The organism is Secundilactobacillus folii (assembly GCF_009720675.1).
In the GTDB taxonomy this organism is placed as follows: Bacteria; Bacillota; Bacilli; order Lactobacillales; family Lactobacillaceae; genus Secundilactobacillus; species Secundilactobacillus folii.
Genome location: NZ_WNJO01000003.1, coordinates 143,336 through 168,448 on the forward strand (window position 1 = coordinate 143,336; position 25,113 = coordinate 168,448).

Here is a 25,113-nt window from a genome sequence, read left to right on the forward strand (position 1 = left end):
TAATATTTTGATATTATCGTCAACTAAACAAAAAGTGAGGTGTGATACTTGAAAAAAGAAACTATAAGTCGCCGGCTCTTTGCCAGTGCTTTATTAGCCTTTGGTGGTTTAATCGGTGGCGGTACGGCCTTAGTGGACAGTAGTAAAGTTGTCCACGCGGATACCTCTAAGTTGACTAGTGTCTCGACTGCCGCTGGTAAGAAATACGTTAAACCTGGAACGGTGGCTGGGACTTCAACGGTCAATCCGAATTCAATCTGGGATTTTTCCTATAGTGGTAAGAGTGCCTCAGCTATTTTTAAATATGGTAGTAAAGCTGGCTTAGACTTTAAAGTTACTACCCACCAGCCAGGGCATCATCTTCAAAACCTATCGATGAGTACTGGAAATGACGCAGGAATTGTGGCTATGACTTGGTCTGGTAACCCTTCAAAGCTAAAAGGTAAAAAACCTTACGCGGTTTATCAAACAAAAACCTTAATGCCTAACGGTAAAAAAATGGCTATCAAACTAGAAGTTGATGCTTCTGGCTCGCACTATAAGCCATATACAACTAAATCGGTTGCCATTTCATTCCGGTATGATAAAATTGGCTTCCTAGAATCTGGGTTTACCCAAGTACCAGTCCGCTATATTGTCGGCTATATTAATAGTGGCAAGTTCAAGGCGTTAAGCGCGTCGTCCGCCAAACCAATGTCTGGGTTTTACTTTACCATTCAAGATTTGGATGAATTACAATCAGCTTATTTACCATCATCGGAATATGGTAAAATTGCTAACATTTCAACTTGGTCTAATTCCAATTTACGGGCCGACCGTGAAGATGGTGGCTTTAAGGTCATGGACCCTGACGATGTCCAAGCTTCGGATTCGTTTCCTAATAAGACTCGTAACTGGGTAACCTTTGTGACTAACAGCAGTGCCCTAAGTAGTAATGGGATCGAAGTGGTCTTTGGTCGTAATTATGCCCAAGTTTGGAGCGAAGCAGGAAAGAATACGCCTAATGCCGGGGTTGGCACGACCTGGCCGAGTAATTTAAACGGTAATGAATTATTCGACTTTGCGCATTACCTACCGTTTACCGTTGAGCAAAATGCCCCTGCCAAGTGGGTTGCTAATGGTTCCAAAGCCGGCATTGAAGCCCAGAATAAAAATGACAACTATGATAAGAAGAAACTCGACTCGAAACAACCTAATATCAAAACGTCTACGGGGAAAACTGGCTATCAAAACACCTTAACGAAATTAAGCCAAGCTTACCATTACGATATTTTATTCTCGGTACCACCGCAGACCGTTGCTGGCGGCAAGCAACCGACTGATATTAGTTCATTTACCTTTAATGATACGTTGCCAAAGGGTTTAAAAGCCACCACCGTAACCATTTATGATCAAACTACGGGTAAATCAATTGCTACTAGTAGTATAGCCTCTAGTTCTTCGGCGCGTTTCAAACGGCCCAAGATCAGTGACCAAAAGATTTCGGTCGAAGCCAATGTCAAAGCTTCATCGTTGTATGACCATCAATACATAGCAAAAATTTCGACGCTAAGCTATCAGCAGAGAAATATCATTTACAACTGACTTGAAAAAAGGTAGAACCCAATGGAGTCCTACCTTTTTTATTTATTTAGTTCTATTAAACCTATCACGATAAATATAATAATGAACCTGGTCGGAATACCACTCCTGTTTACTCCGGTCATATCTTTTTTGAGTTTATTGACTTTCAAAGACTAAACCAGCGGCGCTATTTTTTCAAAGGCTTCTCGATTAATTAAATAGTATTTTTCATTAATTCCTTTTAAGTTCTGAGACTTAAAAAAACGCTTAATTTTATGTAGTTGAACAGCATACTTTTCAATATCTTTCGTTAAATATTTAGCAATATAGCTACCCCGACGCCCCACATCAACTTTATCAATTTTTTCAATAAAAAGATAACCGTTTTGCCAGAGCTTAGTTAACTTTGCCACTGGTATATAGGGAAAATCAAATAAAATTAAATGGTAATGAATTCGCTTCGAAACTGGTTGGATTTCCCAACTAGCTAAATATTTTAATTTCCCTTGAAAATCATAACTAAGATACCTACGAAGTCGATTAATAAACAACCAAAACAAGTGATTGGCTTTTTTTATTTTCCTCATGCGTTAAAATTAAAGTTTCCCATATTCGTTCCCAGTGCCATTTCATTTTAAAATGAAAGCGCTATAATTGAGGTACTAAATAATTGGAGGCTATCGCTATGTCAACAAAAGATACTTACAACAATGTTCTTGAAAAGGCAGCAAACTTGGAAGTTGCTACCGAAACTGTTTCTGGTCACGTGCCGAACGTTCGGACAGTGAACTACGTTTATTTCCCAAATGAATCTGCTAACACCATTTACTTTATCACGTCAAAAGATGCTAATAAGGTCAAAGAAATTACCGCTAACAACCAAGTTTCCTTTACCACTTCACCATCGGAAGCCGGCACTGTTCGCGTTACCGGCGCAACAGCTACGGATGCCAATGACAAGAAAGATGAGATCTTCACCGAAATGACGAAGCGCTACTCTGATTTCCAAATGGACGATCAAAAAGCTCGCGACGGCATGCAGGCATATGGACTGACCTTCACAGAAGCTGAAGTTATCGGCGCTGATGGTGGCAAAGTAGAGTTTTAATTTGAATCACACAAACTGAGTATGATCACTTCAGTTTAATCATGGCACCGAATGATCAATTTCGCTGCTATGTAGTTAGAGTTGATGGGCAATTGCCTGTCAGCTCTTTTTTAATTCTAGAATAGGCACACAATCTGGGCATCAGACTGTCGCATATTTTGCCCTTCCATTCCAGAAGTCAAAGGCGGGATGGTGTGTAAATTAAAAGAAGCAACCAGCTTCCCACCAAATGGGAAACCGATTGCTTCTTCAAATTAGAACTAAATTCAATTACAGTCTGTTAGTCTTCTTTACGAGATTTGCGCGCAAGTCCAAAGACGCTCAAAGCACTTAGAAGTGCCAATCCGATCACTGAAGAAGTTGCAGTTTGAGTATCACTAGTTTGCGGTAACTTAGTCGCCTGGGAGGTACTCTTTTGTCCGTTGACAGCAGTGCCATTGTTGCTGGCCTCACTAACGGCTTTGACATTTGCCGTGGCATTGCTGGTCGAAGTCGTCACACCGTTTTGACCATTTGTCACATTAATCGCTGAACCGCCATTAGTAGTCGTTGTTGTCCCGCCACCATTATTGGCGTTCGTCGACCCAGTGCTTTGACCACCATTCGTAGTCGTCGCATCACCACTGTTATCAGTAGTCGTACCGCCGCTCGTGTTGGTGTTAGTATTCGTACTGCCGCCATTGTTAGTAGTCCCGCCGGTAGTTGTATTATTATCGGTCGAACTGCCAGTTGAACCACCGTTATTTGGCGTTGCGTTCTTTGTGTAAAGAACCGTGTAGGTCAAATTCTGGCCGGTCAGTGAAGCACTCGCAGCTGGAACCTGTGTGATTTCAGCAGTATAGCCAGCTTCAGCGGGAACTGCCACGGCATCGTAACCGTTCAACGGTACGTAAACACTGGCACCAGTTAAACCATCTGTAACAATATCATAACTGACCGTTTGAACGATTGGAGCATTGCTGTTGATCGTCCCATCCGTATTAACAAAGCTGATCGTTCGGGTCGCATGAACGGTGTTCTTAGTAAATGATGAGTGAAGGTGGAAGGTAACCGTCTTCGCAATTGTACTGCCATCATATGGAATCGAGTAAGTAACTGAGAAGTCACCGGCTTTTTTGAATACATAGGTGCCATTTTGCAATTGGTTCAGCACACCGTTCGGGTCGTTAACCGTTGCAGTGGCATCAGAAGGTGCAAAGTCCAGGGCAGCTAATGGATCAAACTGTTCGTCCACCGAACCGGTAATGTTTTGATCCTCAGTTCGAATTGCTGACGCAACCGTCACTTGACCAGGAACATCATTGATTAAGAAGATGTACATGCCAGCTGACTGACCATCAACCGTACCCAATTGATCGTCAAGCGCTGCGTATCCGCTATTAACTAAAGCGGCTTGGACTGCTTTAACCGGAACCGCTATGAGGGCATTTGTGTATATCTTAGTATTGCTTGCATTCTCATTTGAATTAAAGTCGAAATTACTGTAGTTTGAATCAACGGTATTCTTAACTAATATCTGGGAAGGATCAATACTGTGAACCAACGTCTGAATCGCTTCCGGTGCCAAAGAACCGTCACTCATTACGGCCTTGACATCATTAGTCAGATCAAACGAGATCGGCGTCGCAATATAAAGTGATGGAATGTTAACGGCAGTACCTAAATCGCCACCAGCTTGAGTGTAAGCAAAGATTCCAACGTTCAATGCGTTAAGTGCTTGAGGATCAGAATTGAGCGGATAGTCAGCATTCAATTTGAATGGCAGACTAACTGTAAACGTTGTCCCAGCAGCTAAATTGCCCGTGAATTGGAGTCCTTTAACCTGCTCCAAAGTGACTGAACTATTGCTATCATATGGCAGGTATTGGCCATCAACAGTTGCGAAGCCCACCGAGATACCGCTTGGTAGCGCATTAATAATATCTTGGAAACTCGTTTTGCTTGAGTCCAGAACAATGTACCGCTGATCAGTCGTGACGTCATAAGGTAAGACAAAAGCAGTATTTTCCCAAGCCGAATTCTTCTGGTCATTATTTGAAACCGTGAGCGTATAGTTGAGGCCGTTAAATTCAGTAGTGTCAAGAATCTGTCTAGTCCCGGTTACTTGACCGTTATTATCTGCTGTCGCAATCGTGACTGAATCCGTTGAACCCTTTGGAACCGTTGAAACCGTGGCTGTGGTTGTCGGATTAACAACCGATTCTGGATCGACTTGAGTCTTAGTCTGAACCGCTGTTTTATTCGTGGTTGCCGCATTGGCTGCATTGACCGAATTCTGAGCAGTAGTTGCCGTAGTGTTAGAGTCAGTCTGATCTGTCGCCTCTGCAGTCGCTGCATTAGCTGGCGTTGCCGTTGTAGTATCGGTTGCGGCGCTGGTCGCTTCCTGTGGTGCTTGACTAGCAGTTGAACTATTCGCAGTCGTATCATTAGTAGCAGCATCGCTCGTCTGGGTCGTAGTCGACGTCGTGTTGACGTTGGTTGCTGCCGCTGACGTTGCTTGTGGCGCCCCGCTTTGCGTGTTGGCGGCTGGTGCCAGCTGCTGTGTAGTTTCCGTGGTTGTCGACGTATCCGCTTTTGCTTCAGTCCCCAATTGACCAATACCGATTCCTAAAGTGACCACCGTAATGACAGCAAACATCCACTTACTACCTGCCTTATACATCTTATAGTGAAGCTTCTCCTCGTCCATAACTATTCCTCCAATATGGTCTTCATCCCAAGATAATGAACAACTCCTGAATCTCTGTGTATCCACTTTTATAATATCATAGTTTATATATTGTTGAACAAATAATTTCGTTATGTATCTATGATTATTTGCTTAGATTTCCTAAGCTGTGCTGCATTTGCACAAAAACAGAAAAGGGTCCATGGGCAACTCAAAGTGAAGATACTATCGCAAATCTGTGAAAAACGACCCTGCCATTCTAAAATGAAAGCGCTATAATTGAGTTGTCAACAATTGGAGGCGCCTAATAATGACCACTAAAGAAACCTATGAATATGTCCTTGAACATGCTGCTGGACTGGAACTTGCGACCGAAACACTTGCTGGTCACACGCCCAACGTGCGAACCGTGTTCTTTGTTTACTTTCCTGAAGAATCGGAAAACACCATTTACTTCACGACAGCTCGCGAAACTAACAAAGTTAAGGAAATCACCGCAAACGCTAACGTATCCTTTACGACCGCACCGATTGAAGCCGGTACCGTCCGCGTGACCGGTGCCAAAGCTAAACGTGTGAACGACAAAAAGCCGGAAATCTTTGCCGCACTGGATAAAAAATGTGATAGTTTTAAACATTTAGATCAAGTTGCTCGTGACGATATGAACGCTTATGCCCTGACCTATTCTGAAGCTGAAGTGTTCTCGGATGGGACGGAACATCTGCATTTCTAAATCAATTACTGAACCTAAAAATAGGTATCTGCAAACCGCAGATACCTATTTTTTACTTCTCACTTAACGTTTCGTAAATCGTCTGTAAACCGCTACTTAGGTCATCTTCACTCATCACTAACGGTGGCAGCAACCGCAACGTGTTACCCACTGCAGATAGTGTCAGTAAGCCCTTTTTTTGTAGCTCCTGGATCACACTGTTCACTGGTACGGCTTCTGCTAGATGGATACCCACCATGAAGCCCTTGCCACTGACAGATTTGACGGCATCCAGGCTGTCGAATTTATTCAAAGTATCCCAAATTACTGCTGACTTTGTCTGAACCTGCTCTAGGAAGGACGGCGTCAGCTGGGTTAAAACGGCCTCCGCAGCCGCCATCGTCAGCGGATTCCCAGCAAAAGTCGAGCCGTGGGAACCGGGACCGAATGCGGCACCCAATTTGGACTTACCAATCATCGCACCCACCGGTAAGCCGTTTGCAAGCGCCTTTGCAGAGGTCACAATGTCTGGATCAAGCCCAAAACCTTGGTAGGCAAACTTATAACCGGTTCGGCCAATGCCCGTTTGCACCTCATCAATAATTAGCAGCGTGTGCGTGGCCTGACACTTATCTTGGACTTTATGCAGCCAATCTTGGTCACCAACAATCACGCCACCTTCACCTTGGATCACTTCCAAAATGACGGCTGCCAAGTCATCGGTAATGGCAGCTAACGACGCGTCATCGTTATAATCGGCAAAACTAATATCCGGTACTAACGGTGCGTACCCCGCTTGCACGCCTGGATTGCCGGTCATGGACATCGAGCCGTAAGTCCGGCCGTGAAAGGAATGGTGAAACGAAAGGACTTGCGTCTTGCCAGTCGCTTTACGCGCCAGCTTCAACGCGGCCTCGTTGGCTTCAGTCCCTGAATTAGCAAAAAAGACCATCTTGTCTTCATCCCCCACTAACAGTGAGGCGACTGATTCTTGTAAATGGTTCTCATACAGGTTAGAAATGTGCCACAGCTTGGTAAGCTGCACCTGAACGGCATTTTGAACCTTCGTATTCTGATAACCCAGGCTGCAAACGCCGATACCAGACGTAAAATCAAGGTAATCCTGCCCGTTATTGTCAGTAATCACGACCCCGTTGCCCGAAATTGGCTCGAAAGGAAAGCGTTCGTAGGTTGGAAATACATGCGTCATGCTCATATTAGTCATTGACCCCCATTTTTAAAATTGTTCCTGGATGCGTCAGCTGATCGGTGATGCGCACCGCTTGAACGCCGGCGTGCACCGCTTTTACGGCGGCTGACAACTTGGGCTGCATCCCCGCTGAAATAACGTTGTCAGCAATCAACTGCGAAACGTCTTGCGGAATCAGGGCAGAAATGACTTCGCCACCCTTTAAAACGCCGGGAACGTCGGTGAGTAAGTACAGTTGGCTAGCTTTCAGCAACCGAGCCACATCAGCGGCAGCCGTATCAGCGTTCACGTTCAGCCACTCGCCGGCTTTGGTCAGCGCTAACGGTGATAGTACACCGATCTGATCAGCCAGGATCTTCGACAGAATCAGTTCGTTGACCCCGATGATATTGCCGACATAGCCGTATTTTTCTTGGTCAATATAATTACCGGTCAGCAACTGCTGGTCAGCGGCATTCAGTCCAATGGCTGGTAATCCTGCATCCGCCAGCCGCTTCAATAACGCCGGCTGGGCGTCTCCCAGCAGGACCATTTTCGTCAGTGCCAGTGTAGCAGCGTCCGTAACTCGAATCCCGTGCTGCTTATTAGTCGGAATTCCCAGTTGCGTAGCGAGCTTAGAAATTTGCGGGCCGCCACCATGGATCAGCAGCACCTTTTTGCCGGCCTGACGCCATTGTCGTAGTTGCTCAAAGAATTCGTGATTCAGTTGTGAAATGGCGTTGCCGCCAATTTTGACGATGATGAGATTCATGATGACCGCTCCCTTCATATTTTATGTGTGATAACTCGCGTTAATCTTGACGTAGTTATAGGTGAGATCGCAACCCCAGGCTTGGCCGGTGGCATCACCAGCGTGGAGGTCAACGTCAATGACGACTTTATCGGCACCCATCTTTTGCGATGCCGCCTGTTCATCAAATGGCACTGCTACGCTATCGGCAACCATCGGCACATCGTTGACCATGATTGCCACGTGTTCAGTATCAACGTGAGCAGTCGTGTTGCCAACGGTGGCAATGATTCGACCCCAGTTAGGGTCTTGGCCAAAGACTGCGGCTTTGACGAGGTTCGACCCCACGATTGCCTTGGCAACCTCTTGGCCTTCCATTTCATTAAGCGCACCACTAACGTTGCACTCGACCAGCTTTGTAGCCCCTTCACCGTCAGCTGCAATCTGCTTAGCAAGCTCACCTAAAACGGTATGTAATCCGGTGTTAAAGGCCTCGTAATCAGCATCGTCAACGCTGGTTAGTTCCGGCGTATCCGCTTTACCATTTGCCATCACAACGACCATGTCATTGGTAGAGGTATCCCCATCCACCGTAATTTGGTTGAACGTGGTGTCAACGTTTTGACTCAGCATCTGCTGCAGAAAATCACCATCCACGGCTGCATCGGTGGTCACAAAGCCCAGCATGGTCGCCATCTTGGGATGAATCATACCAGAACCCTTTGCGAACCCCGTAATGGTTACCTTTTTACCAGCCATTTCTAATTGGACGCAGGCGTGTTTCGGTTGCTTATCAGTCGTCATTACCGCCCGGGTCACGTTATCGCCGTGGTGGGGGCTGAGCTGTGCAATGCCCTGTTTGATCTTATCCATTGGCAGAAAAGCGCCAATTAAGCCCGTTGATGCAACCCCGACTAGTGATGGGTCAAGCTGCAGCTTATCAGTAACCAATTGCTGTTCCTCGTGGGCATCCGCTTCACCTTGTGCGCCAGTGCAGGAGTTAGCAATCGCACTGTTCATGACGACCGCTTGCAGTTGATGGTCCTGATTGATCATCGTTTTAGTCAGCTTAGTTGGTGCAGCTTGAAACTGATTCGTCGTGTACGTCCCAGCTGCATTTGCCGGCACCTCAGAGACTAGGTAACCAAAGTCTAATTTATCGCTGACGCCGATTCCTAGTTTAATACCATCATTGTAATATCCATTGGGCCACGTAAAGGCCACTTTTTTAATTTGATTTTTGATCATAAGCATTGTCCTTCCTCTATACAAATGCAGGTAGTGTGGGCAGACCCACTTTTTCGTCGATGTTAAATAAATGATTGAAGTTTTGAACCGCCTGTCCGGCAGCCCCCTTCATCAGGTTGTCGATCACGCTGATTACCATGACGGTTTGCGTAACCGGGTTAAACACCACGCCAATGTCGCAATTGTTGGTGCCGACGACTTCTTTTAGATCTGGGGTTTGACCATCCAACACGTTAACAAACGGCGCATCCGCGTAATCATCATTGAACGCCTTCATTAATTTAGTCTGGGTGACTCCAGGCTTGACCTTCGCGTAAATACTAGCCATGAGCCCGGTGGTCAACGGTAAAAGCGTGGTGCTAAACTGAATCGCCTGTACCTCGTCATTCCATTTTTGCAGCTGCGCCACGATCTCTGGAATATGTTTGTGAGTGTTAATGCCGTACAACTGTAAGTTATCGCTGGCTTCCGTAAAGTGGGTGATCTCAGTGAGCTTTTTGCCAGCTCCTGAAGTCCCAGACTTGGCATCGACCACGATGGAATCGGGATCGATCAGGTCGGCTTGAACCATCGGCGCTAATCCCAATAAAGTGGCCGTAGCGTAACAACCAGGGTTAGCAATGTAGTTACTGGTCTCTTGCGGAAAGTCCGCCAAACTGTAGCTGGCCTTTTGTAAATGCTCAGCTGGTGCTGACGGCTTGTGGTACCACTTTTCGTACTCGGCCGGATCGGTTAGCCGATAATCGCCGGATAAGTCGATCACCGGAAAGTCGGCATCGATGAAATCGCCAGCCAGCTGACTGCTGACCCCAGCCGATGTCGCAAAAAACACCGCCGCGTTATCCATCATGATCTGTGCCGAATCGAATTTTTGAATTGGCACGTGCTGACCGTGAAACCCAGGAACTAGTTCGTCGAGATAGCGGACTGTACCGTCTTCCCCTTCATTTACATGTCCATACAAGTTGATTTGATCAATTTCCGGGTGGTTGGCAAGCAGTGTATAGAGCACTGTGCCGCTATATCCGGTCACACCTACAATCGCAACGTCCATTGGTTTCACCTCACAAAATAAATTAGTTATCTTTTTCGTATGCGTCTTACTATAATCTCATATTCAATAAAATGCAATATTTTTTAGTGAATTTATCAAATTAGCTTGTTTTTATGTATAATAAATCCATTTATACGCCATATATACATTTATTTTTGAATAATATTAACACAGGGTATTAAAAAATGAGGAGAACTAATAGCAGACTGAATGAGGGCGGGTGCTGGGCTTTCCGCTGTGGAATCAAAAAAGCTGACTAGCAGAAAATTAATTTCTACTAGCCAGCTATGCAGCAGCCACGCCAAACCACTAAATTAGACCGGTCGCATCCGTCCGTCCAAGATCTCATATTGGTGATCGGCAAACTCCGACAACCGTTGATCATGGGTCACGATCACAATCGCTTTCCCCTTTTCATGGGCGAAGTTGGCCATAATTTTGCCGACTTCTTTCACCCGAGCCGTATCCAGTGCGGCCGTGGGTTCATCCGCTAAGATAATCTCTGGATCAGGATAGATAGCACGCGCAATTGCGACCCGTTGATTTTGGCCGCCCGAGAGCTGACTGGGGTATTTGGTCATCAAATTATCAATTTGCAGATCCTTCAAGATTTGATTGAAGCGTTCTTTTTCAATGTGATTTTTCTTGACGAAAATATCAACTAACTTAAACTGATCCTGCACGGTCAGGTAGGGTACCAAACTGTAGGTTTGCAGCACAAAGCCAATCTTGGACAGCCGAATCGCCTCCTGCTGTCGTCTAGTTTCAGAGGTGAAAGGACTGCCATTGATCAGAACTTCGCCAGAACTTGGTGATTGCAAGCCCCCCGCAATGGTCAAAAAGGTACTTTTCCCGGATCCCGAGGGTCCAATGACCAGGTCGACCTCGCCAGTTTGCGCTTTAAAATTAATGTCGTGAAGCACTTTGACATAGCTTGTACCACTACCGAAATCCTTGCTGACGCCATTTAACGTAATTGCTTCCATAGTCTACCCTCCTATCACCGTCACCGGATCAATTGTAATAATTCTGCGAACCGGAATTAGTGCCGCCAAGACGGAGATGATAATTAACCCCGCGCTGACTGCCAGTAAGACCGGTATATCAAAGTAAATTGGTACGCCAAGCGGTAATAATTTACCAGTGCCCCAAGTGATCACGCCACTAATGACTAAGCCAATGACCACGATCAGTAACGATTGATAGACGGTGGCCTTCACCAGCATTGACGATGGGATACCCTGAGCTCGCAGTACCGCGTAGTTCGGCAATTTCTGCATCGTCAGAATATATAGGAAGACTGCGATCACAACTAACGAAATCGCCATCAGAAAACCGATCATAAACCCAAAAGTCATGTTTTGCGCCGAGTAGCCCGGTAGTTTGTTGACGAGCTGGCTCTTAGTGTATTTTTTAACCGCCTTATGCTTATAGGTTGGCGAACCAGCCTTATTCATGACAGCACTGCCGATAATTTGATTTCCTCGGTAGCCCTTCAAAGCCTTCCAGGTCGATAAACTCCCATAGATCACCGGTGCCACGTTTAACCGCTGATCATGCAGAAAACCAACAATTTGAAACTTGGTATTGTCCGAGTTAAGGACGACCCGATCCTTGAGCCGATACCCGTCATCCTTAAATTTATCATCCACTACAATCTGGTTGGTCTTGGTTGGCAAATGCCCACTGGTCGTTTTCAATTCCTGGTAAATAAACTGCGATTTAGATAGCCCAATGAACCGCGCTGACTCGTTTTGACGGTTTGACTCCTTAGCAATCACCGCCATCTGACCAATCAAAGCCTGACTTTTATTTAAATGACCAACATCATCCTTTTGCAGGATGGACTGATCCAAGCTGATATTGGCATCCCGGTTCATTAACACCGTTTTTGGCTCCCACGAATCAATCGCCAAGGTATTTTGGCGGGCCAACCCAATGGCCAAACTGGTTAAAACGTAGATCAAGTAGCCGATCAGAACGATCATCGCAATAATCAGTCCGTAACGGAACTTTTCGTGTTGCATCTCTTTCACTGCTAAAAACATCGTGCCGCCCTCTTTCTCACTTTGTTACTGAATGTGATTATAGTATCATTATTTGAAGGGAAAAGCATGTTTAATTTATCATGTGATAAATGAATTTAACACTGTCACCTTTTTGCAATATTCATTTTTTAGACACGAGCTTGACTTAAACCCTAGTTAAAGTTCTAAACTGAACCTGAAGGAGTGAATAACATGGCAACAGAACTAGAAAAACTAAAGGCCGGTGACTGGTACTGCTTCACCAACGAAGAAGTCGCCGCACGGAAAGCTAGAGCAGCCAAATTATGTCAGGAATTTAACGCCATTTCAGCAACGGAACCCGAAAAACAAACTGCTAAAATGGAAGAAATCCTGGGCTCATATGGCGACAACCTCTCCGTTCAAGCCAACTTTAACTGTGATTACGGCAAGAACATTCATGTGGGACACGACTTCTTAAGTAATTATAACCTGATTATTTTAGATATTGCTCCAGTTAACATTGGTAATCATGTCATGATCGGTCCAAATGTGGGCATCTATACGGTCAACCACCCCATGACAGCAGCTGGTAGACGACAGTACCTCGCAAAGGCAAGTCCCGTCAATATTGGCAACGACGTATGGATCGGCGGCAGTGTCACTATTTTGCCCGGCGTGACGATCGGTAACAACGTGGTCATTGGAGCTGGTGCGGTAGTCACCAAGGATATAGCGGATAATACCGTGGTCGCAGGTGTCCCTGCAAAGCCCATCAAATCGTTAAAAGCGGAATAAAAGCCGTGCGACAACTGGTGAAGAATGACACATGATATAGAAATTCTGTTATACTGTATTTAAATACTAAATACGGGATGATTGGATATGAATATTGAACGTTTTATCAAGGCGCGCAAGGCCATGGGACTGTCTCAGGCTGAACTCTGCGACGGCATCTGTACCCAGGCGACCTTGAGTAAATTTGAAAATTCCGGTAAGGCACCTGCGATTCGCATTCTGACACAGCTTTGTGCCCGTTTAAACTTGACGCTAGATGACGTCTTCCCAGTCAATCCTCCCGCACAATCACAGGCCAATCAACTGTTAGATCAGGCGGAATTCAAACTGATTACCAGCGAATATGAAAGTGCTTCGAATGATCTGGACCAAGTCAATTTCGATGACTTGTCTAACACTGGGCAGATGCAGTACTACTTTGTTAAGGGTTATTTATCAGCTTTGCTGGAAAAGCCAATTGCTGATTCACTGTACTACTTCAACTTGATCTTAAACGATTTAGATGATACGCACAGTACCATTTTTACTCAATTGGCCTACACTGGCAGTGGTATTGCTTACAGCCATAACCATGAAAACCAGAAGAGTGAATTCTTCTTCCAAAAGGTATTTGACGGCCTGCATACCTTGCCATTAACCGATAATAAAGCGATTTGGCGCGCTTTGAACATGGTGTTTTATACCGCCGAGTATTTCGCTCACGTGGAGGACTATAAGACTAGCGATTCATTGCTACAGTACGGCTACGAGATTTGCGCCAATAATCACGTCACGTTTTATTCTGCCAGGATCTGCTTCCGTATGGCACAAAACGCCATTGCAGAGAGCAAGACTCACGACGAGGTGACGGAATTACTGGACGATGCCAAGGCCTTTGCCCGCATCAATAATAACCAGATACTATTGAAGCGAATTGAACAAACTACGCTCCAATAGTAAAAATACACAAAGGGCAACCACTTCTCTTTCATTGAAGTGGTTGCCCTTTTGGTTCGAAATATACTGTTTCATACGTGCTAATTTGATTGGAAATCATTCTGGATCTGGATTGCATTTGAGTTTTAGGGTGATTTAACTTGTTGTGCTGGGCAAAGACTGGCTTGTAAAGAGGAGTCTAGATTGCCGTAACGTGCTGCGCAAGGCAAAGACCTATCTATAAGGGGGCTTCGATATCATTCACGGTAAAGCCCACCGTAAATAATATCAGAGGTCCGTGGTCTTTACTTTTATATTGCCGTAACGTGCTGCGAAAAACAGGGACTTGCACCTAAGCCCACTCTGACATAATTCACGGCAAAGCCCGCCGTAAATTCTGTCAGAGGTTCGTGGTCTTGACTTTTATATTGCCGTAACGTGCTGCGCAAGGCAAAGACCTATGTATAAGGGGGCTTCGATATCATTCACGGTAAAGCCCACCGTAAATAATATCAGAGGTCCGTGGTCTTGACTTTTATATTGCCGTAACGTGCTGCGAAAAACAGGGACTTGCACCTAAGCCCACTCTGACATAATTCACGGCAAAGCCCGCCGCAAATTCTGTCAGAGGTTCGTGGTCTTGACTTTTATATTGCCGTAACGTGCTGCGCAAGGCAAAGACCTATGTGTAAGGGGGCTTCGATATCATTCACGGTAAAGCCCACCGTAAATAATATCGAAGCCCCCTTACACGCCGGTCTTTAAACGCCTTGCTCCGCACTCATTACTTTACTATAATCGCCGACACCTTTGCTTCTCTCATAATCGTGCCTGCAACGTGCCCGATTCTCAAATTTCCAAATCGTCTATGCGACCCCAACAGAATGAGATCCGGTTGGAAATCCGGAATTATTTCTTCCAAAATCACTCGCTCCGGTTTTCCTTCACCAATCAGCGGCTGCACATCCTTAACCCCGAACGCCCTTGCCTTGCTGACATACGTGTTCAAATCATGATAAATGTCATCTCGCCGCTGCTTCACAACATCCGGTGACAACGACTGGAAGATATTCATATCACCCGTCTCCAGTACCGACACAATGCCCAACGGTAAATTGAACGTTCTTGCCAACGTACATGCATAGTTAAACGCCTTTCGCGATGACTCATCATCGTCATCATCCACCGCCAACAACAGTTTCTTATAACTCATTTCTTCAACTTCAAAATCATCTTCGGTTAACATCCTTTGCCTCCTAGTCTATCACTCAAATTTTCTTTCCCACAGACAACTATACCATGGAAGTAGTAGAACAGGAAGATATTTTAGGTTAACCAAATAATTTATTTTTAAAATTCCAACTATTTTGTTTAGTTCAATACCGACTTGGCAATCGCGTACGCTGTATTGGCCTGCTGCGTCTTCACACTTGAGACCTGCTTATTATTCTGCCACGTGATTTGGTTTGCTGGTACTTCTTGGGCAGTCGAATACACGGTTACCGCACCCTTATCAACCTTTTGATTAGTAATCTGTTGCTGTTTCAACTGATTATCAACCTGGGAAGCCAGCGTTGTTGGCGCCGTTCTCAACGTTTGCGTGGTATCCGTCACCGTCGTCACTGACCAGTTACCCTTTTTCCAGGTCACATAGATGTGCCCCATGACACCCTGTTCCTTTGCCTGAGTGCCATCTTTTAGTTTAACCGTTTCACCACTGTGATCCTGTGCGCCAATTTTAGCCGCTGCTTTTGCGTCTGTACTGCTGGTCGTCTTATTAAACGTTGCCGTGTTGCCAGTTTGTCCTGCTTGACGATACGTTACTTTGGCGTTTTTGACCGTTCCACTGAGCTTGTCAACCGTGGCCGTTTGAGCTGACGTTTTTACCTTGGTCGGGACTGAAAGTGCTGATGCAGTGGGCGTTGAATCACCATGAACACTGACCAGCCTGCCACCTGCCAAGGTCACTAGTAATAGTCCAGCAATGGCACCACTCGTGAGCCATAATCTTTTCTTCTTCATGTGTTGCTCTCCTTTACTTCGTCGCATTCGCGTTCACGTAACCGATCCAGGTATTACCATCATATAATGAGTAATAAACGGTGCCGTTACCAGCGGTATAGTAGTACTTTGCAGTATAGGATCTGCCCTTCAAAGCAGTGGTGGTGCGATTGGCTTTGGTAAACATCAAGCTGTTCCAAATGTTATAACCACCCTTTTTCAGGGTGACTGTTGCGCCATCCGCCTTAGCCGTCATCGTCTTCATGGCATTTTTATTGACGTAACCGACCCACTTGCCAGACTTGTTATAAAGTGAGTAATAAGTCCGGCCGTTATAGTGGTCATAGTAGTATTTAGCCGTATAATCCGTTCCCTTTTTGGTGGTGCCCTTTTGATTTGAAAATCCTAAGCTGCCCCAGATGGTATAGCCAGCTTTTGAAGCTGTGACCGTTTTATTATACGAAATTGCCCGTGAGGATAAGAACCAACTGGTATCCTTACTGTGCTTCTTACTTGCGTCCACATTTTCAGCAATCGCTGATGCGTACCAGTCATCCGTGTACTGCCAGAGAACGTGGCTCATACTAGGTTCAGTCGACTGATAAGCAGCCAGCCAGTAACCGTCATATTTCTTCATTGCAGTCGCTGCGTATTCATTAGCAAAACTCTGATACGAGTAGAACAGAATGCGACGGTGCGGTGCTTTTGCACGTAGCTCACTGTACCAAGCAGCGGTGGCGCTGTTAGTGGTGCCACTAGTTACAGTTTGGTCCTCATAATCGTTAACGTAAAAGCTGGCTGAAGGCGCTCTAGTGTACAGATCATTAGCTTCAGTCTTAGCATCCGAGGTACTACTGTACTGACTAAAGGAATAAACCCCGTATTTTAACCCATACTCCTTGCACAGTGCCACGTTATGGGCGAAGTCCTTATCCTTATAGTCACTGCCGTACTGAACCCGTAGAATAACAAACGGCACCGTTTTCTTTAAGTTCTTAACCTGGGTCGCTGTAAATGCACCTTGCCACTCCGATAAGTCAGGAATTGATGTTCCGACCGCGGCGTGTGCCACTGTGTGGGTGACGCCGACAAGACCGAAACAGGCGAACGCAGCCACCAGGCATTTCACACCCATTTTTTTCAAATTCATTTTAGCTGCTCCTTCCTACGACAACGTCATTGGACGCGCGTAGCCTTCCAAGTGCCACCACGGTGCCGAAATTGCTTCCGTGATCACGCCGTAATTCTGCGCATCGATCATTTTGCCATTGCTCACCACGATGCCGACGTGCGACACGTTAGACTTGCTGGAACCAAAGAACGCCAGATCGCCATCCTTGATCTTACTGCTGCTGACGTGCGCATACTGGTTATACTGAGCTTGCGCCGTTCGCGGCAGCGTCTTATCGGCCGCATTCTTATAAACGTACGTTGTGAGTCCTGAACAGTCAAATGAACTCGGACCGTTACCACCCCATGAATAGGGCTTCCCAAGTTCTTTCTTAGCCGTGCCGATCACCGTTGCAGCAGTCGCACCGGCTTTCAGGTACCCATGCCAGATCCAGCCATGCGCCGTGTTGCCCTTGTTAGTAACATAGTAGTAAAGATATGTAACGCCAGACCGCTTAAGAGACATCTTCTTAGTGGCTTCCCACGTGGTATTCGGGTAGTTCGTCAACGAATGCGTCTTCTTGCTGAAGACTACTGAGCTGCCACTCACGCTGAGATTATATGTCGCCCCTTTTGTTGACTTCCGAACGTAGGTCTTCGCTGTCATATTGCTTTGACTGACCAAGGTTGAATCCGCCGCTTGTGCCTGAATACTAGTAGTAAATAATAGGCAAATTGCAAACCCCAATGTCATCAATAACCATTTACTGATCCTTCCTCGATGAACCATATCAACACTTCCTTATCTGATTTCACTATCCAGTTTATGGTGACAATATAACGTAACGGTTACATTCGACTATCATAATAGTTAACAAAAGTTTTCACGAAACATTTGTGCAACATTCCTGTTATTTAAATACCGTATAAATCCCGTTAAATCAGTGATTTAACGGGATTTAATTTAACAATTAACTATTTCTGTTGTGCTGATTGTGAAGAAGTGATTGAATTAATTCTGCAATGACACGATGTGCTCAGGTATTTTAAAGCTAATGGATTCGGTTCATTAAACAACAAAATGTGCCTATTCGACTAACGGAAAAAACTGACCGTTAGTTGAATAGGCACTGGGCGTTTTTCATTTGAAATTAGAATGCTTGTATTTAACTTCCCTATTCACAATCCAAAAAGTCTAGACTCTTGATTCACTCCCGAAACGACTATATTGCGCCGTTCTTTAGAATTCTCGTTCACCTCCAAGGTAAACTTGTTTGTCTTCTTGCTGAACATTTTTAACATCGGCAAGCGGATCCTTGCTTAAGACCTGAAAGTCAGCTTGTTTACCAACCTCCAAGGTCCCATATTTGTCCGCAACATTACACAAGGCAGCAGAGTTAAGACTTGAACATTGATAAGCCTGTGCTGGTGTCATGCCTACCTTAGTCGTCAGAAGCTCGAATTCGCGTGGCGTCATATCAAAACCGTTGAATGGCGTACCAGCGTCGGTGCCACACGTGAATTTAACTCCCATCTTAAAGGCCCGCTTAAAGTTTCGATAGGTATCTTCGAGTGCATCCTCACATTTTTTGACTTCCCAATCAGGTAGCACACCCTTCCCATAAGCCGGAATCGTCCACTCAGCAATCAGGGTTGGCGTTAGATAAGTACCCTGATCAAGCATCTGCCGCGCTTCTTGTTCCGTGACATAAAAGCCGTGCTCAATAGAATCCACACCAGCATCCAAAGCATTTTGGATTCCTGGATTGCCTTCCGCATGAGAAGCCACTTTCAATCCCTTATGATGCGCTTCGACGACACCGGTATGCATCTCTTCAACAGATAGCTGTGGATCGGCCATGAAGTCGCCGGGCGTCATGACGCCACCAGTTGCCATCATCTTAACAACATCAACGCCATTTTTTAGTGCTGTCCGAACACCTTTACGCATTTCATCCGGTGAATCCACAGCCCAGCCGCCATGAGGGGAATCCCCGTGACCCCCAGTCATTGAAAATGCCCGACCAGATGCTTGGAAGTGCGGTGTCCGTGGCAGTAAACCCTTCTTTTGCATCCGCTTTAGCTTCACGTCAACATCGTAATCAGTTCCCAACTGACGGGCGAATGTGACGCCAGATTTCAATAATTTTTGCAAATTTTGGTATGCCCAGACTGCTGATTCTGCCTCTGAATCACCAAAACTACCATCAAACGAATCAGGATCGATTGTCACGTGAGTGTGGACGTTGAGAAACCCTGGCATCACGTACTGTCCGTTTAAATCAACAGTCTCCTTGCTATCTGGATGTTTGCCAGTTCCTCTGGCCGTTAGCGCACCAGTCTCAGTATCAACCGTGAACCATGCGTTGGCGTCGTTAGTATCTCCCGTACCATCAAAAAGTGAAAAATTGTAGAATGTTTTTTCAGTCATGTTTCAAATGCCTCCATTATTTTGTGTATGATTGCTATTTTTCGCGCGCAGTCAGTGCGCGATCCAAAGCTAAGCAAGATTGCCGTTTAGCTCCTATTTCCAGTATGCGTACTGATACTGAGCTTCATTTAAGAGTGAGTAGCTAAGTCCGCCGACTTTATCACTGACCAATTTAGCTTCAGACGGCTGATACAATGGTACTAAGCCCTTAACAGCCATTAGTCGCTTATTGGCTGCCACTAGTCCGTCATAACGAGCCTGACCAGATTTAGCATTAGCATCGTTCAGCAATTTGTTGAATTGATTATCGTTCCAACCGGTAAAGTTAACGGTGTTGCCCTTAGCGGCTAAGCTTAAGAAATCCGAAGCGTCGGGCCAGTTTGTGCTCCACCCGGTTAAGTTGATTTCAAAGTTACCAGCAAAATCACGTGCAACGTGTTGTGCATGTGGGATGGATGTCACGGTGACCTTCGCACCCTTAAAGTACTTTTGCATATTGGACTGGATATAGGTGCCCACGTGCTTGTCTTCATCCGTATCATCCGTCAGTAAATTCAAGGTTGCACTCGACTTACCCGTTTCCTTCAAATACTTGTTCCAGTAGTCCTTGGCCTTTGCTAAATCGTATGGCAAGAGGTTGCCAGTTTCGGTTGCCATATCTTTGCCGTTGCTTGGATCTTTTTGATCCCCTTTTGGCACCATGCTCATGGCAGGTTTAGAGCCATCCTGTAACACTTGCTTCGTTAATGTACCACGGTCTACCACGTACGAAACTGCTTGACGTAGATTTTCCGAGTTAGTAGCTGACTTTTTATTATTAAAATACAGGTACTGTAGACGACCAGTTAAGTGGGTCTGCAAATCCTTGTTATTAGCATTTGCACGAACATATTGTCCGGTAATCGTGGTTTCTTGAACCTTATTGCTCTTAAAGAGGTCAGCAGCCGTATTTTGATCCTTCGTCACGGTGACATCGACCTTATTAATTTTGACGGCTTTTGCATTCCAGTAATGCGGATTCTTGTCGTACGACCAGGTAGAATTGCTACCGGTCCACCCAACCAGTTTGTAGGGACCATTAGTCATGGTCTTCTCAGCACTAGTCCCATATTGCTGTCCGTACTTTTCAACAAATTTTTGATCCAGCGGCATGTATTTATCAGCTAACAGACTATTAAAATACGGGACTGTTTTGCTCAAATTCACTTGTAATTTATACTTGCCAAGTGCCTTAACGCCTAACTTATCGGGTGACATTTTACCGGCTTGAATCTTGTCGTAGTTGACCAGTGAATCAAAAATATTAGCATATTGTGCTTTCGTCTTCGGGTCAACCTGTCTCTGGAAAGAATAAACAAAGTCCTGGGCAGTGACAGGATCACCATTGGCCCACTTGGCATTGTGCCGTAAATTAAACGTATATGTTTTGCCGTTATTGGTAGGCGCAACAACTTTTGTAGCTACGCCTGGTACAACTTTGTTATCCTTGCTATATGTATATAAACCCTGCATGGTTTGATAAATCAAACTTCCACTGTTTGTGTCAGTAGCCTTATTAGGATCAGCCGTTGCCGGCTCACTTGGTAACGTCACATTCAGCGTTTTATCAGTTGAAGAAGCTTTTGAGCTTGAACAACCTGCCAATGCTAATCCTGCTAAAACGACACCTAAACTTGTTACTAATAATCGTCTCCTCATGAACAATATCCTCCTAGTCATCAGTTAATTAGAAATTAAAAAGCGCCCCTTAGAGAAATTCTCTAAAGGGCGCTTTATCTGCACGGTACCACCTTTATTTTGCTGCAATTGCAGCCTTATATGAACGGTGATCCTCCTAGAAAACGTTGTTCTCAGGCTAGGATCCTGGGTAAGCGTTCGAATCACGATTCATTGCAATGCTAACGGATGCCACCGGTGAGACTTACTATTTTCAGCCCACTGCTCAGAAGGGATCTTCCCGCATGTCTCTCCGATCCGCTCTCACTAATCCGGACTCGCTGACGGTTCCACAAACGGTACTAACTTCCTCAACGCATTTTCTAATTTTCTAATCAACTGTTAATGTTTATTAGTGTAGACATTGTTTTTTGTATTGTCAACAGCAAATTTGGGGATGATGAAAAATTCTGAGTGGATTTTGAGACCTTGAAGCAACTGTATTTTACGACAATTGACTGCAAAATCCGGGATAAAACGCGCCAGACACAAGCCTCAGGAACCCACATCAATAACGGCCATTCACCTTAAATGGTGATTTGACACAGCACCATTAAAACAACCGTAATGGCGGCACCACTAAATATTAAGGCGGTGGCGGACCACTCCAACCGGTTCAGGTAACGGCCAGTGTCACGCTTGAGCGTCACTGCGTAGAGAATAATACCCGGTACGTAAACCACTAGGCAAATGAACAGGTACTGCAAGCCAGCTAAGGAGATGGCAAAAACTTGGAACAGCAAGGCGCCGATCCCGATCCAAAGCTGCAGCCGGTTACCCTTAACATCACGGTGTTGCCAGGAGTATTTGACCTGATAAGCAGCCACAATGATATAACACACCACAATCGAAGCGGTACAGAGGCTGTAGGCGAATTCATAAGCTTTCTGCGCGAAAATTAAAATCACCATGAACGCCTGAACCATGCAGGCAGTCGTCATCAGCGCCAGCGTTGGTACCCCATGCTTATTCTTTTTAGCAAACTGTTTGGGCAGCAACCCCTGCTCAGCCATTAAGCCCATGGTTTCCGCCGGCAGCATCGTCCACGACAGCCAGGCACCCAGAATTGAAATAAATAGGCCAATACTAATAAAGGCTCCGCCCCAACTACCCACCATCTGCTCAAAGATGTAGACCATTGCTGGGTGAGGCATCTCGGCTAGCTGGACACGCGTCAAATAGCCGTATGGCAAGATCGATGCTAGGACGTAAACCAGCAGTAAACAAGCCACCCCAATCAGTGTCGCGCGCCCAGCAGTTTTACGCGTCTTCGCCCGGGCTGAGAGCACCGTTGCGCCTTCAATACCAACGAAGACCCACATCATGATCATCAAACTGTTTCGCACCTGCGGCCAAACCCCACCGACAGTGACTGAATGGCGCATGTTGCCCCAAAATTGAGCGGTAAATACATTGCCCTTGAATAAAACGATCCCAATCACAATGAAGGTAAAAATCGGAATCAACTTACAGATTGTAATAACCGTATTCATCAACGCCGCGGATTCCATGCCGTGATTAACTAACATCGTTAATGACCAGGCAATCATGCTGGCCACCAAAATTGAAACCGGACTATTCCCGCGCTTAAAAATGGGGAAGAAGTAGCCAAGTGTACTCATGCAAACCGTAGCAAACGCCACGTTACCCAACCAAGCCGACATCCAGTACCCCCAGCCGCTGATAAAGCCCACAAATGAACCAAATCCGGCCTTTCCATAGGCAAAAATACCCTCGAGGTCAGATCGTTTGGTCAGTAAATTATTGAAGCAGGCGGCAAGCATTAAAATGCCAATGCCAACAATGAGCCAGGAGATGATGGCAGCTCCAGGTGAAGCAGCAATCGCCAAATCACTGCTCATAGCGAAGATTCCTGAGCCAATAGCGGTGGTGACAACGAGTGCAACCAATGAAAAACCGTTGATTTTACGCGATTGAGTTGTCATCGAATTTCCCTCATTTCATGGACGGAAAGCACATGCATACCTATACAACCGCCCTTTTTCTTTTCTTTCAGTGTAACTAATAAAGGTTAACAAACTTCGAGGGAAATGTGAAAACTTTTCTATTATTTTTAAGTTAATATTTATAACTGTGTGACCGTGTATTATTCATTATGTATACAGTCATTATGACCAAAAGGGACAATGCCGATAAAGTGAGCAACGGTTTGGCGAACTTTAAAAAACAGCCAGCTGCGCAATGCAAATTTTACTGACTCTAATTGTGCTCGCGCTTGTGCCAGCTCTGACTGTTCTTTGACTTCACACAAGTTGCAACAAAGTTGAAACGCACTGCGATTTTTCCCGTGTAGGCTTTGCCTTGTAATCGCGATTACCTAAAATAAAAAATTAAAGTGAGGTTTTAAACATGCAAATTGATGTATCAAACACACCAAGTATGTACACCATTACAGTATCAGGTAGTTTTACCTTTGACCGTACCTGCGGTGTTCGTAACGATCCAAATATGGCTACTGCAACCGTAGCCGACTATACTGCTGGTCAAATCGTCAACTATAATTCAAAAGTTTATAATGATGGCCATTTTTGGGCTCCTTATATTTCAGCTTCTGACGTTCGTCGCTATGTTGACTACGCCAACACCACTACCGGGGAATTTTTCGGTACAGATACTAACAGCACCGAGCCTGTTGTACCTGTTGATGATACCGGTAAACATTTACCTATTCATGAACTGTCACCATATAACTACGATTGCGTTGACGACGCTCGAACCGATGTTAAGGATTGGGAAAAGCTTTCACCATCGAGGACGTTGATCCGCAAGTTTTGCCAAGTCCGACTACTGATGAAATAACCCAAATGAAAAATCTTGCGGAACAAATAGAAGCAACCACAGATCCAGATAGTGTTCCCATTGCAAACTTTGCAGATACTCATTTTGATAGTTGGAAAACGCTATCAACTGTTCTAGTTTTGCGAAGTTTACAGCTAATGAGCTATTATTCCACCAACTATGGTGTTGATTTAATGGTTCACGGAGGTGATTTAAACGACGGCACACGCAAGTGCGTATGTTCGTTCGTACCAAAACATTAAAAATGCCAATGCAACTGTGACTAACACTAATGCGCCCGTATGGACTACGGCTTCATTAAAGCATCGTGCGGGAACCATGAGAAATTATGGCACGCAAGTCGAGCAGTATTATGCAGCGCATATTCGTAAGAGTAATGGCAAAGCATACGTTTACTACAAGTTCCGTATTGGTAAAAAAACGGGTTGGGTATGGCATGGCTATTTGAAGCCTTTTACCTCGGGTACAACAGCTCCAACTACTGGAACGACTGGTACCAGCACAAATAGCGGGACAGATTTGGTACCTGTAGCCAATGCCAACTGGAATAAGATCGGGGCTACCGGAGTTTTTGCCGCCGATTCTACTTTAATGCAAATGTTCCCTAACACAACATTTAGTAAGTATCTTTACTCTGCTGTACAAGGATATAACAACATGGACGATGGTGTGGATCGTCCTAATTACTTCGATACGAGTTGGAGTAATACAATGAAGAGTAAACTAGGCGTTCAAAGCACGGCCAAGCCGGTTTACATTTATGCATCTGTTAGTGAACCAGAACCCTTCACGAAAGCTAATATTGAAGCGGCTTTAACAAAAGCTGGATATGACGCGAATGCTCGAGCCAAGTTTAGTGGTTGGTACATCGGTGGTAGTATTGAACCCGATAGTTGGGCCGATGAGGGTGCTTATGGTGGAATGACGACAATCGTTTTGGTTCCACAGAGTTAAATATTCAATAATTAATATGACTGTACACTTTTGAGTGTTGATAGACAAAATCTATCAACACTCAAAAGT

Annotated in this window: 21 protein-coding genes, 1 pseudogene and 1 other annotated feature; of the genes and pseudogenes, 7 read left to right on the forward strand and 15 right to left on the reverse strand. The window is 45.2% G+C overall.

The features are described 5' to 3' along the window. The first annotated feature begins 48 nt into the window (after positions 1-48). On the forward strand, positions 49-1,584 hold the full coding sequence (locus GM612_RS03690; protein WP_155431038.1) for a hypothetical protein: 1,536 nt from the start codon (positions 49-51) through the stop codon (positions 1,582-1,584). 152 nt (positions 1,585-1,736) lie between these two features. Here the strand turns inward: GM612_RS03690 and GM612_RS03695 are convergent, their stop codons facing one another. Continuing rightward, complete coding sequence (locus GM612_RS03695) at positions 1,737-2,123, reverse strand: rolling circle replication-associated protein (protein ID WP_155431039.1); 387 nt, start codon at positions 2,121-2,123, stop codon at positions 1,737-1,739. A 125-nt stretch (positions 2,124-2,248) separates the two neighbouring features. Here GM612_RS03695 and GM612_RS03700 point away from each other — a divergent pair, with 125 nt between their 5' ends. Further along, entirely contained in the window at positions 2,249-2,671 is a 423-nt protein-coding gene (locus GM612_RS03700) for a pyridoxamine 5'-phosphate oxidase family protein (RefSeq protein ID WP_155431040.1), read from the forward strand. A 280-nt stretch (positions 2,672-2,951) separates the two neighbouring features. Here GM612_RS03700 and GM612_RS03705 read toward each other — a convergent pair whose 3' ends face one another. After that, a complete protein-coding gene (locus GM612_RS03705) occupies positions 2,952-5,360 on the reverse strand; it encodes a KxYKxGKxW signal peptide domain-containing protein (protein WP_155431041.1) in 2,409 nt (802 codons plus the stop codon). 283 nt (positions 5,361-5,643) lie between these two features. On the opposite strand from GM612_RS03705, the pseudogene GM612_RS03710 reads away from it, so the two are divergent. Next, positions 5,644-6,072 (forward strand): annotated as a pseudogene (locus tag GM612_RS03710) (pyridoxamine 5'-phosphate oxidase family protein); the annotation flags it as partial. A 52-nt stretch (positions 6,073-6,124) separates the two neighbouring features. Here the strand turns inward: GM612_RS03710 and argD are convergent. The 6 genes from argD to GM612_RS03740 form a co-directional block, all read right to left on the reverse strand. Next, on the reverse strand, positions 6,125-7,267 hold the full coding sequence (argD, locus tag GM612_RS03715; RefSeq protein ID WP_155431043.1) for an acetylornithine transaminase: 1,143 nt from the start codon (positions 7,265-7,267) through the stop codon (positions 6,125-6,127). Between the two features lies 1 nt (position 7,268). Next, positions 7,269-8,015, reverse strand: a complete 747-nt coding sequence (gene argB, locus GM612_RS03720; protein WP_343031791.1) for an acetylglutamate kinase — start codon at positions 8,013-8,015, stop codon at positions 7,269-7,271. A gap of 18 nt (positions 8,016-8,033) precedes the next feature. Continuing rightward, positions 8,034-9,239 (reverse strand): bifunctional glutamate N-acetyltransferase/amino-acid acetyltransferase ArgJ, encoded by a 1,206-nt coding sequence (gene argJ, locus GM612_RS03725; protein ID WP_155431045.1) that lies wholly within the window; start codon positions 9,237-9,239, stop codon positions 8,034-8,036. Between the two features lie 16 nt (positions 9,240-9,255). After that, the gene (gene argC, locus GM612_RS03730) at positions 9,256-10,293 is read right to left on the reverse strand and encodes an N-acetyl-gamma-glutamyl-phosphate reductase (protein WP_155431046.1); all 1,038 of its coding nucleotides are present in this window, start codon (positions 10,291-10,293) and stop codon (positions 9,256-9,258) included. Positions 10,294-10,607: 314 nt separating this feature from the next. Continuing rightward, complete coding sequence (locus tag GM612_RS03735; RefSeq protein ID WP_155431047.1) at positions 10,608-11,279, reverse strand: ABC transporter ATP-binding protein; 672 nt, start codon at positions 11,277-11,279, stop codon at positions 10,608-10,610. Between the two features lie 3 nt (positions 11,280-11,282). Then, positions 11,283-12,341, reverse strand: coding sequence for an ABC transporter permease (locus GM612_RS03740; protein ID WP_155431048.1), 1,059 nt, complete (start codon positions 12,339-12,341; stop codon positions 11,283-11,285). A 192-nt stretch (positions 12,342-12,533) separates the two neighbouring features. Here GM612_RS03740 and GM612_RS03745 point away from each other — a divergent pair, with 192 nt between their 5' ends. Together GM612_RS03745 and GM612_RS03750 are read left to right on the forward strand one after the other, a co-directional pair. Continuing rightward, the gene (locus GM612_RS03745; protein WP_155431049.1) at positions 12,534-13,097 is read left to right on the forward strand and encodes a sugar O-acetyltransferase; all 564 of its coding nucleotides are present in this window, start codon (positions 12,534-12,536) and stop codon (positions 13,095-13,097) included. Positions 13,098-13,184: 87 nt separating this feature from the next. Next, positions 13,185-14,033 (forward strand): helix-turn-helix domain-containing protein, encoded by an 849-nt coding sequence (locus GM612_RS03750; RefSeq protein ID WP_173021214.1) that lies wholly within the window; start codon positions 13,185-13,187, stop codon positions 14,031-14,033. A 763-nt stretch (positions 14,034-14,796) separates the two neighbouring features. Here the strand turns inward: GM612_RS03750 and GM612_RS03755 are convergent. The 7 genes from GM612_RS03755 to arcD all read right to left on the reverse strand — a co-directional run bounded on the left by GM612_RS03755 (position 14,797) and on the right by arcD (position 23,216). Then, positions 14,797-15,258 carry a universal stress protein gene (locus GM612_RS03755; protein WP_155431050.1) on the reverse strand — a complete coding sequence of 154 codons (462 nt, stop codon included), beginning with the start codon at positions 15,256-15,258 and terminating at the stop codon, positions 14,797-14,799. Positions 15,259-15,383: 125 nt separating this feature from the next. Further along, positions 15,384-16,034: a hypothetical protein gene (locus GM612_RS03760; RefSeq protein WP_155431051.1), complete on the reverse strand. Its 651-nt coding sequence runs from the start codon at positions 16,032-16,034 to the stop codon at positions 15,384-15,386. Positions 16,035-16,047: 13 nt separating this feature from the next. After that, positions 16,048-17,163 carry a GH25 family lysozyme gene (locus GM612_RS03765; RefSeq protein WP_155431052.1) on the reverse strand — a complete coding sequence of 372 codons (1,116 nt, stop codon included), beginning with the start codon at positions 17,161-17,163 and terminating at the stop codon, positions 16,048-16,050. 15 nt (positions 17,164-17,178) lie between these two features. Further along, entirely contained in the window at positions 17,179-17,913 is a 735-nt protein-coding gene (locus tag GM612_RS03770) for a C40 family peptidase (RefSeq protein ID WP_246147536.1), read from the reverse strand. Positions 17,914-18,363: 450 nt separating this feature from the next. Continuing rightward, positions 18,364-19,554: a metal-dependent hydrolase family protein gene (locus tag GM612_RS03775; protein ID WP_155431053.1), complete on the reverse strand. Its 1,191-nt coding sequence runs from the start codon at positions 19,552-19,554 to the stop codon at positions 18,364-18,366. A 93-nt stretch (positions 19,555-19,647) separates the two neighbouring features. Then, positions 19,648-21,252 (reverse strand): peptide ABC transporter substrate-binding protein, encoded by a 1,605-nt coding sequence (locus GM612_RS03780; protein WP_155431054.1) that lies wholly within the window; start codon positions 21,250-21,252, stop codon positions 19,648-19,650. Positions 21,253-21,314: 62 nt separating this feature from the next. Further along, positions 21,315-21,594, reverse strand: a binding site (T-box leader). A 203-nt stretch (positions 21,595-21,797) separates the two neighbouring features. Beyond that, positions 21,798-23,216 carry an arginine-ornithine antiporter gene (arcD, locus tag GM612_RS03785; RefSeq protein ID WP_155431055.1) on the reverse strand — a complete coding sequence of 473 codons (1,419 nt, stop codon included), beginning with the start codon at positions 23,214-23,216 and terminating at the stop codon, positions 21,798-21,800. 424 nt (positions 23,217-23,640) lie between these two features. Here arcD and GM612_RS03790 point away from each other — a divergent pair, with 424 nt between their 5' ends. Both GM612_RS03790 and GM612_RS03795 read left to right on the forward strand, forming a co-directional pair. Then, positions 23,641-24,090 carry an SH3 domain-containing protein gene (locus tag GM612_RS03790; RefSeq protein ID WP_155431056.1) on the forward strand — a complete coding sequence of 150 codons (450 nt, stop codon included), beginning with the start codon at positions 23,641-23,643 and terminating at the stop codon, positions 24,088-24,090. 318 nt (positions 24,091-24,408) lie between these two features. Then, positions 24,409-25,044: a hypothetical protein gene (locus tag GM612_RS03795; protein ID WP_155431057.1), complete on the forward strand. Its 636-nt coding sequence runs from the start codon at positions 24,409-24,411 to the stop codon at positions 25,042-25,044. The last annotated feature ends 69 nt before the right edge of the window (positions 25,045-25,113 follow it).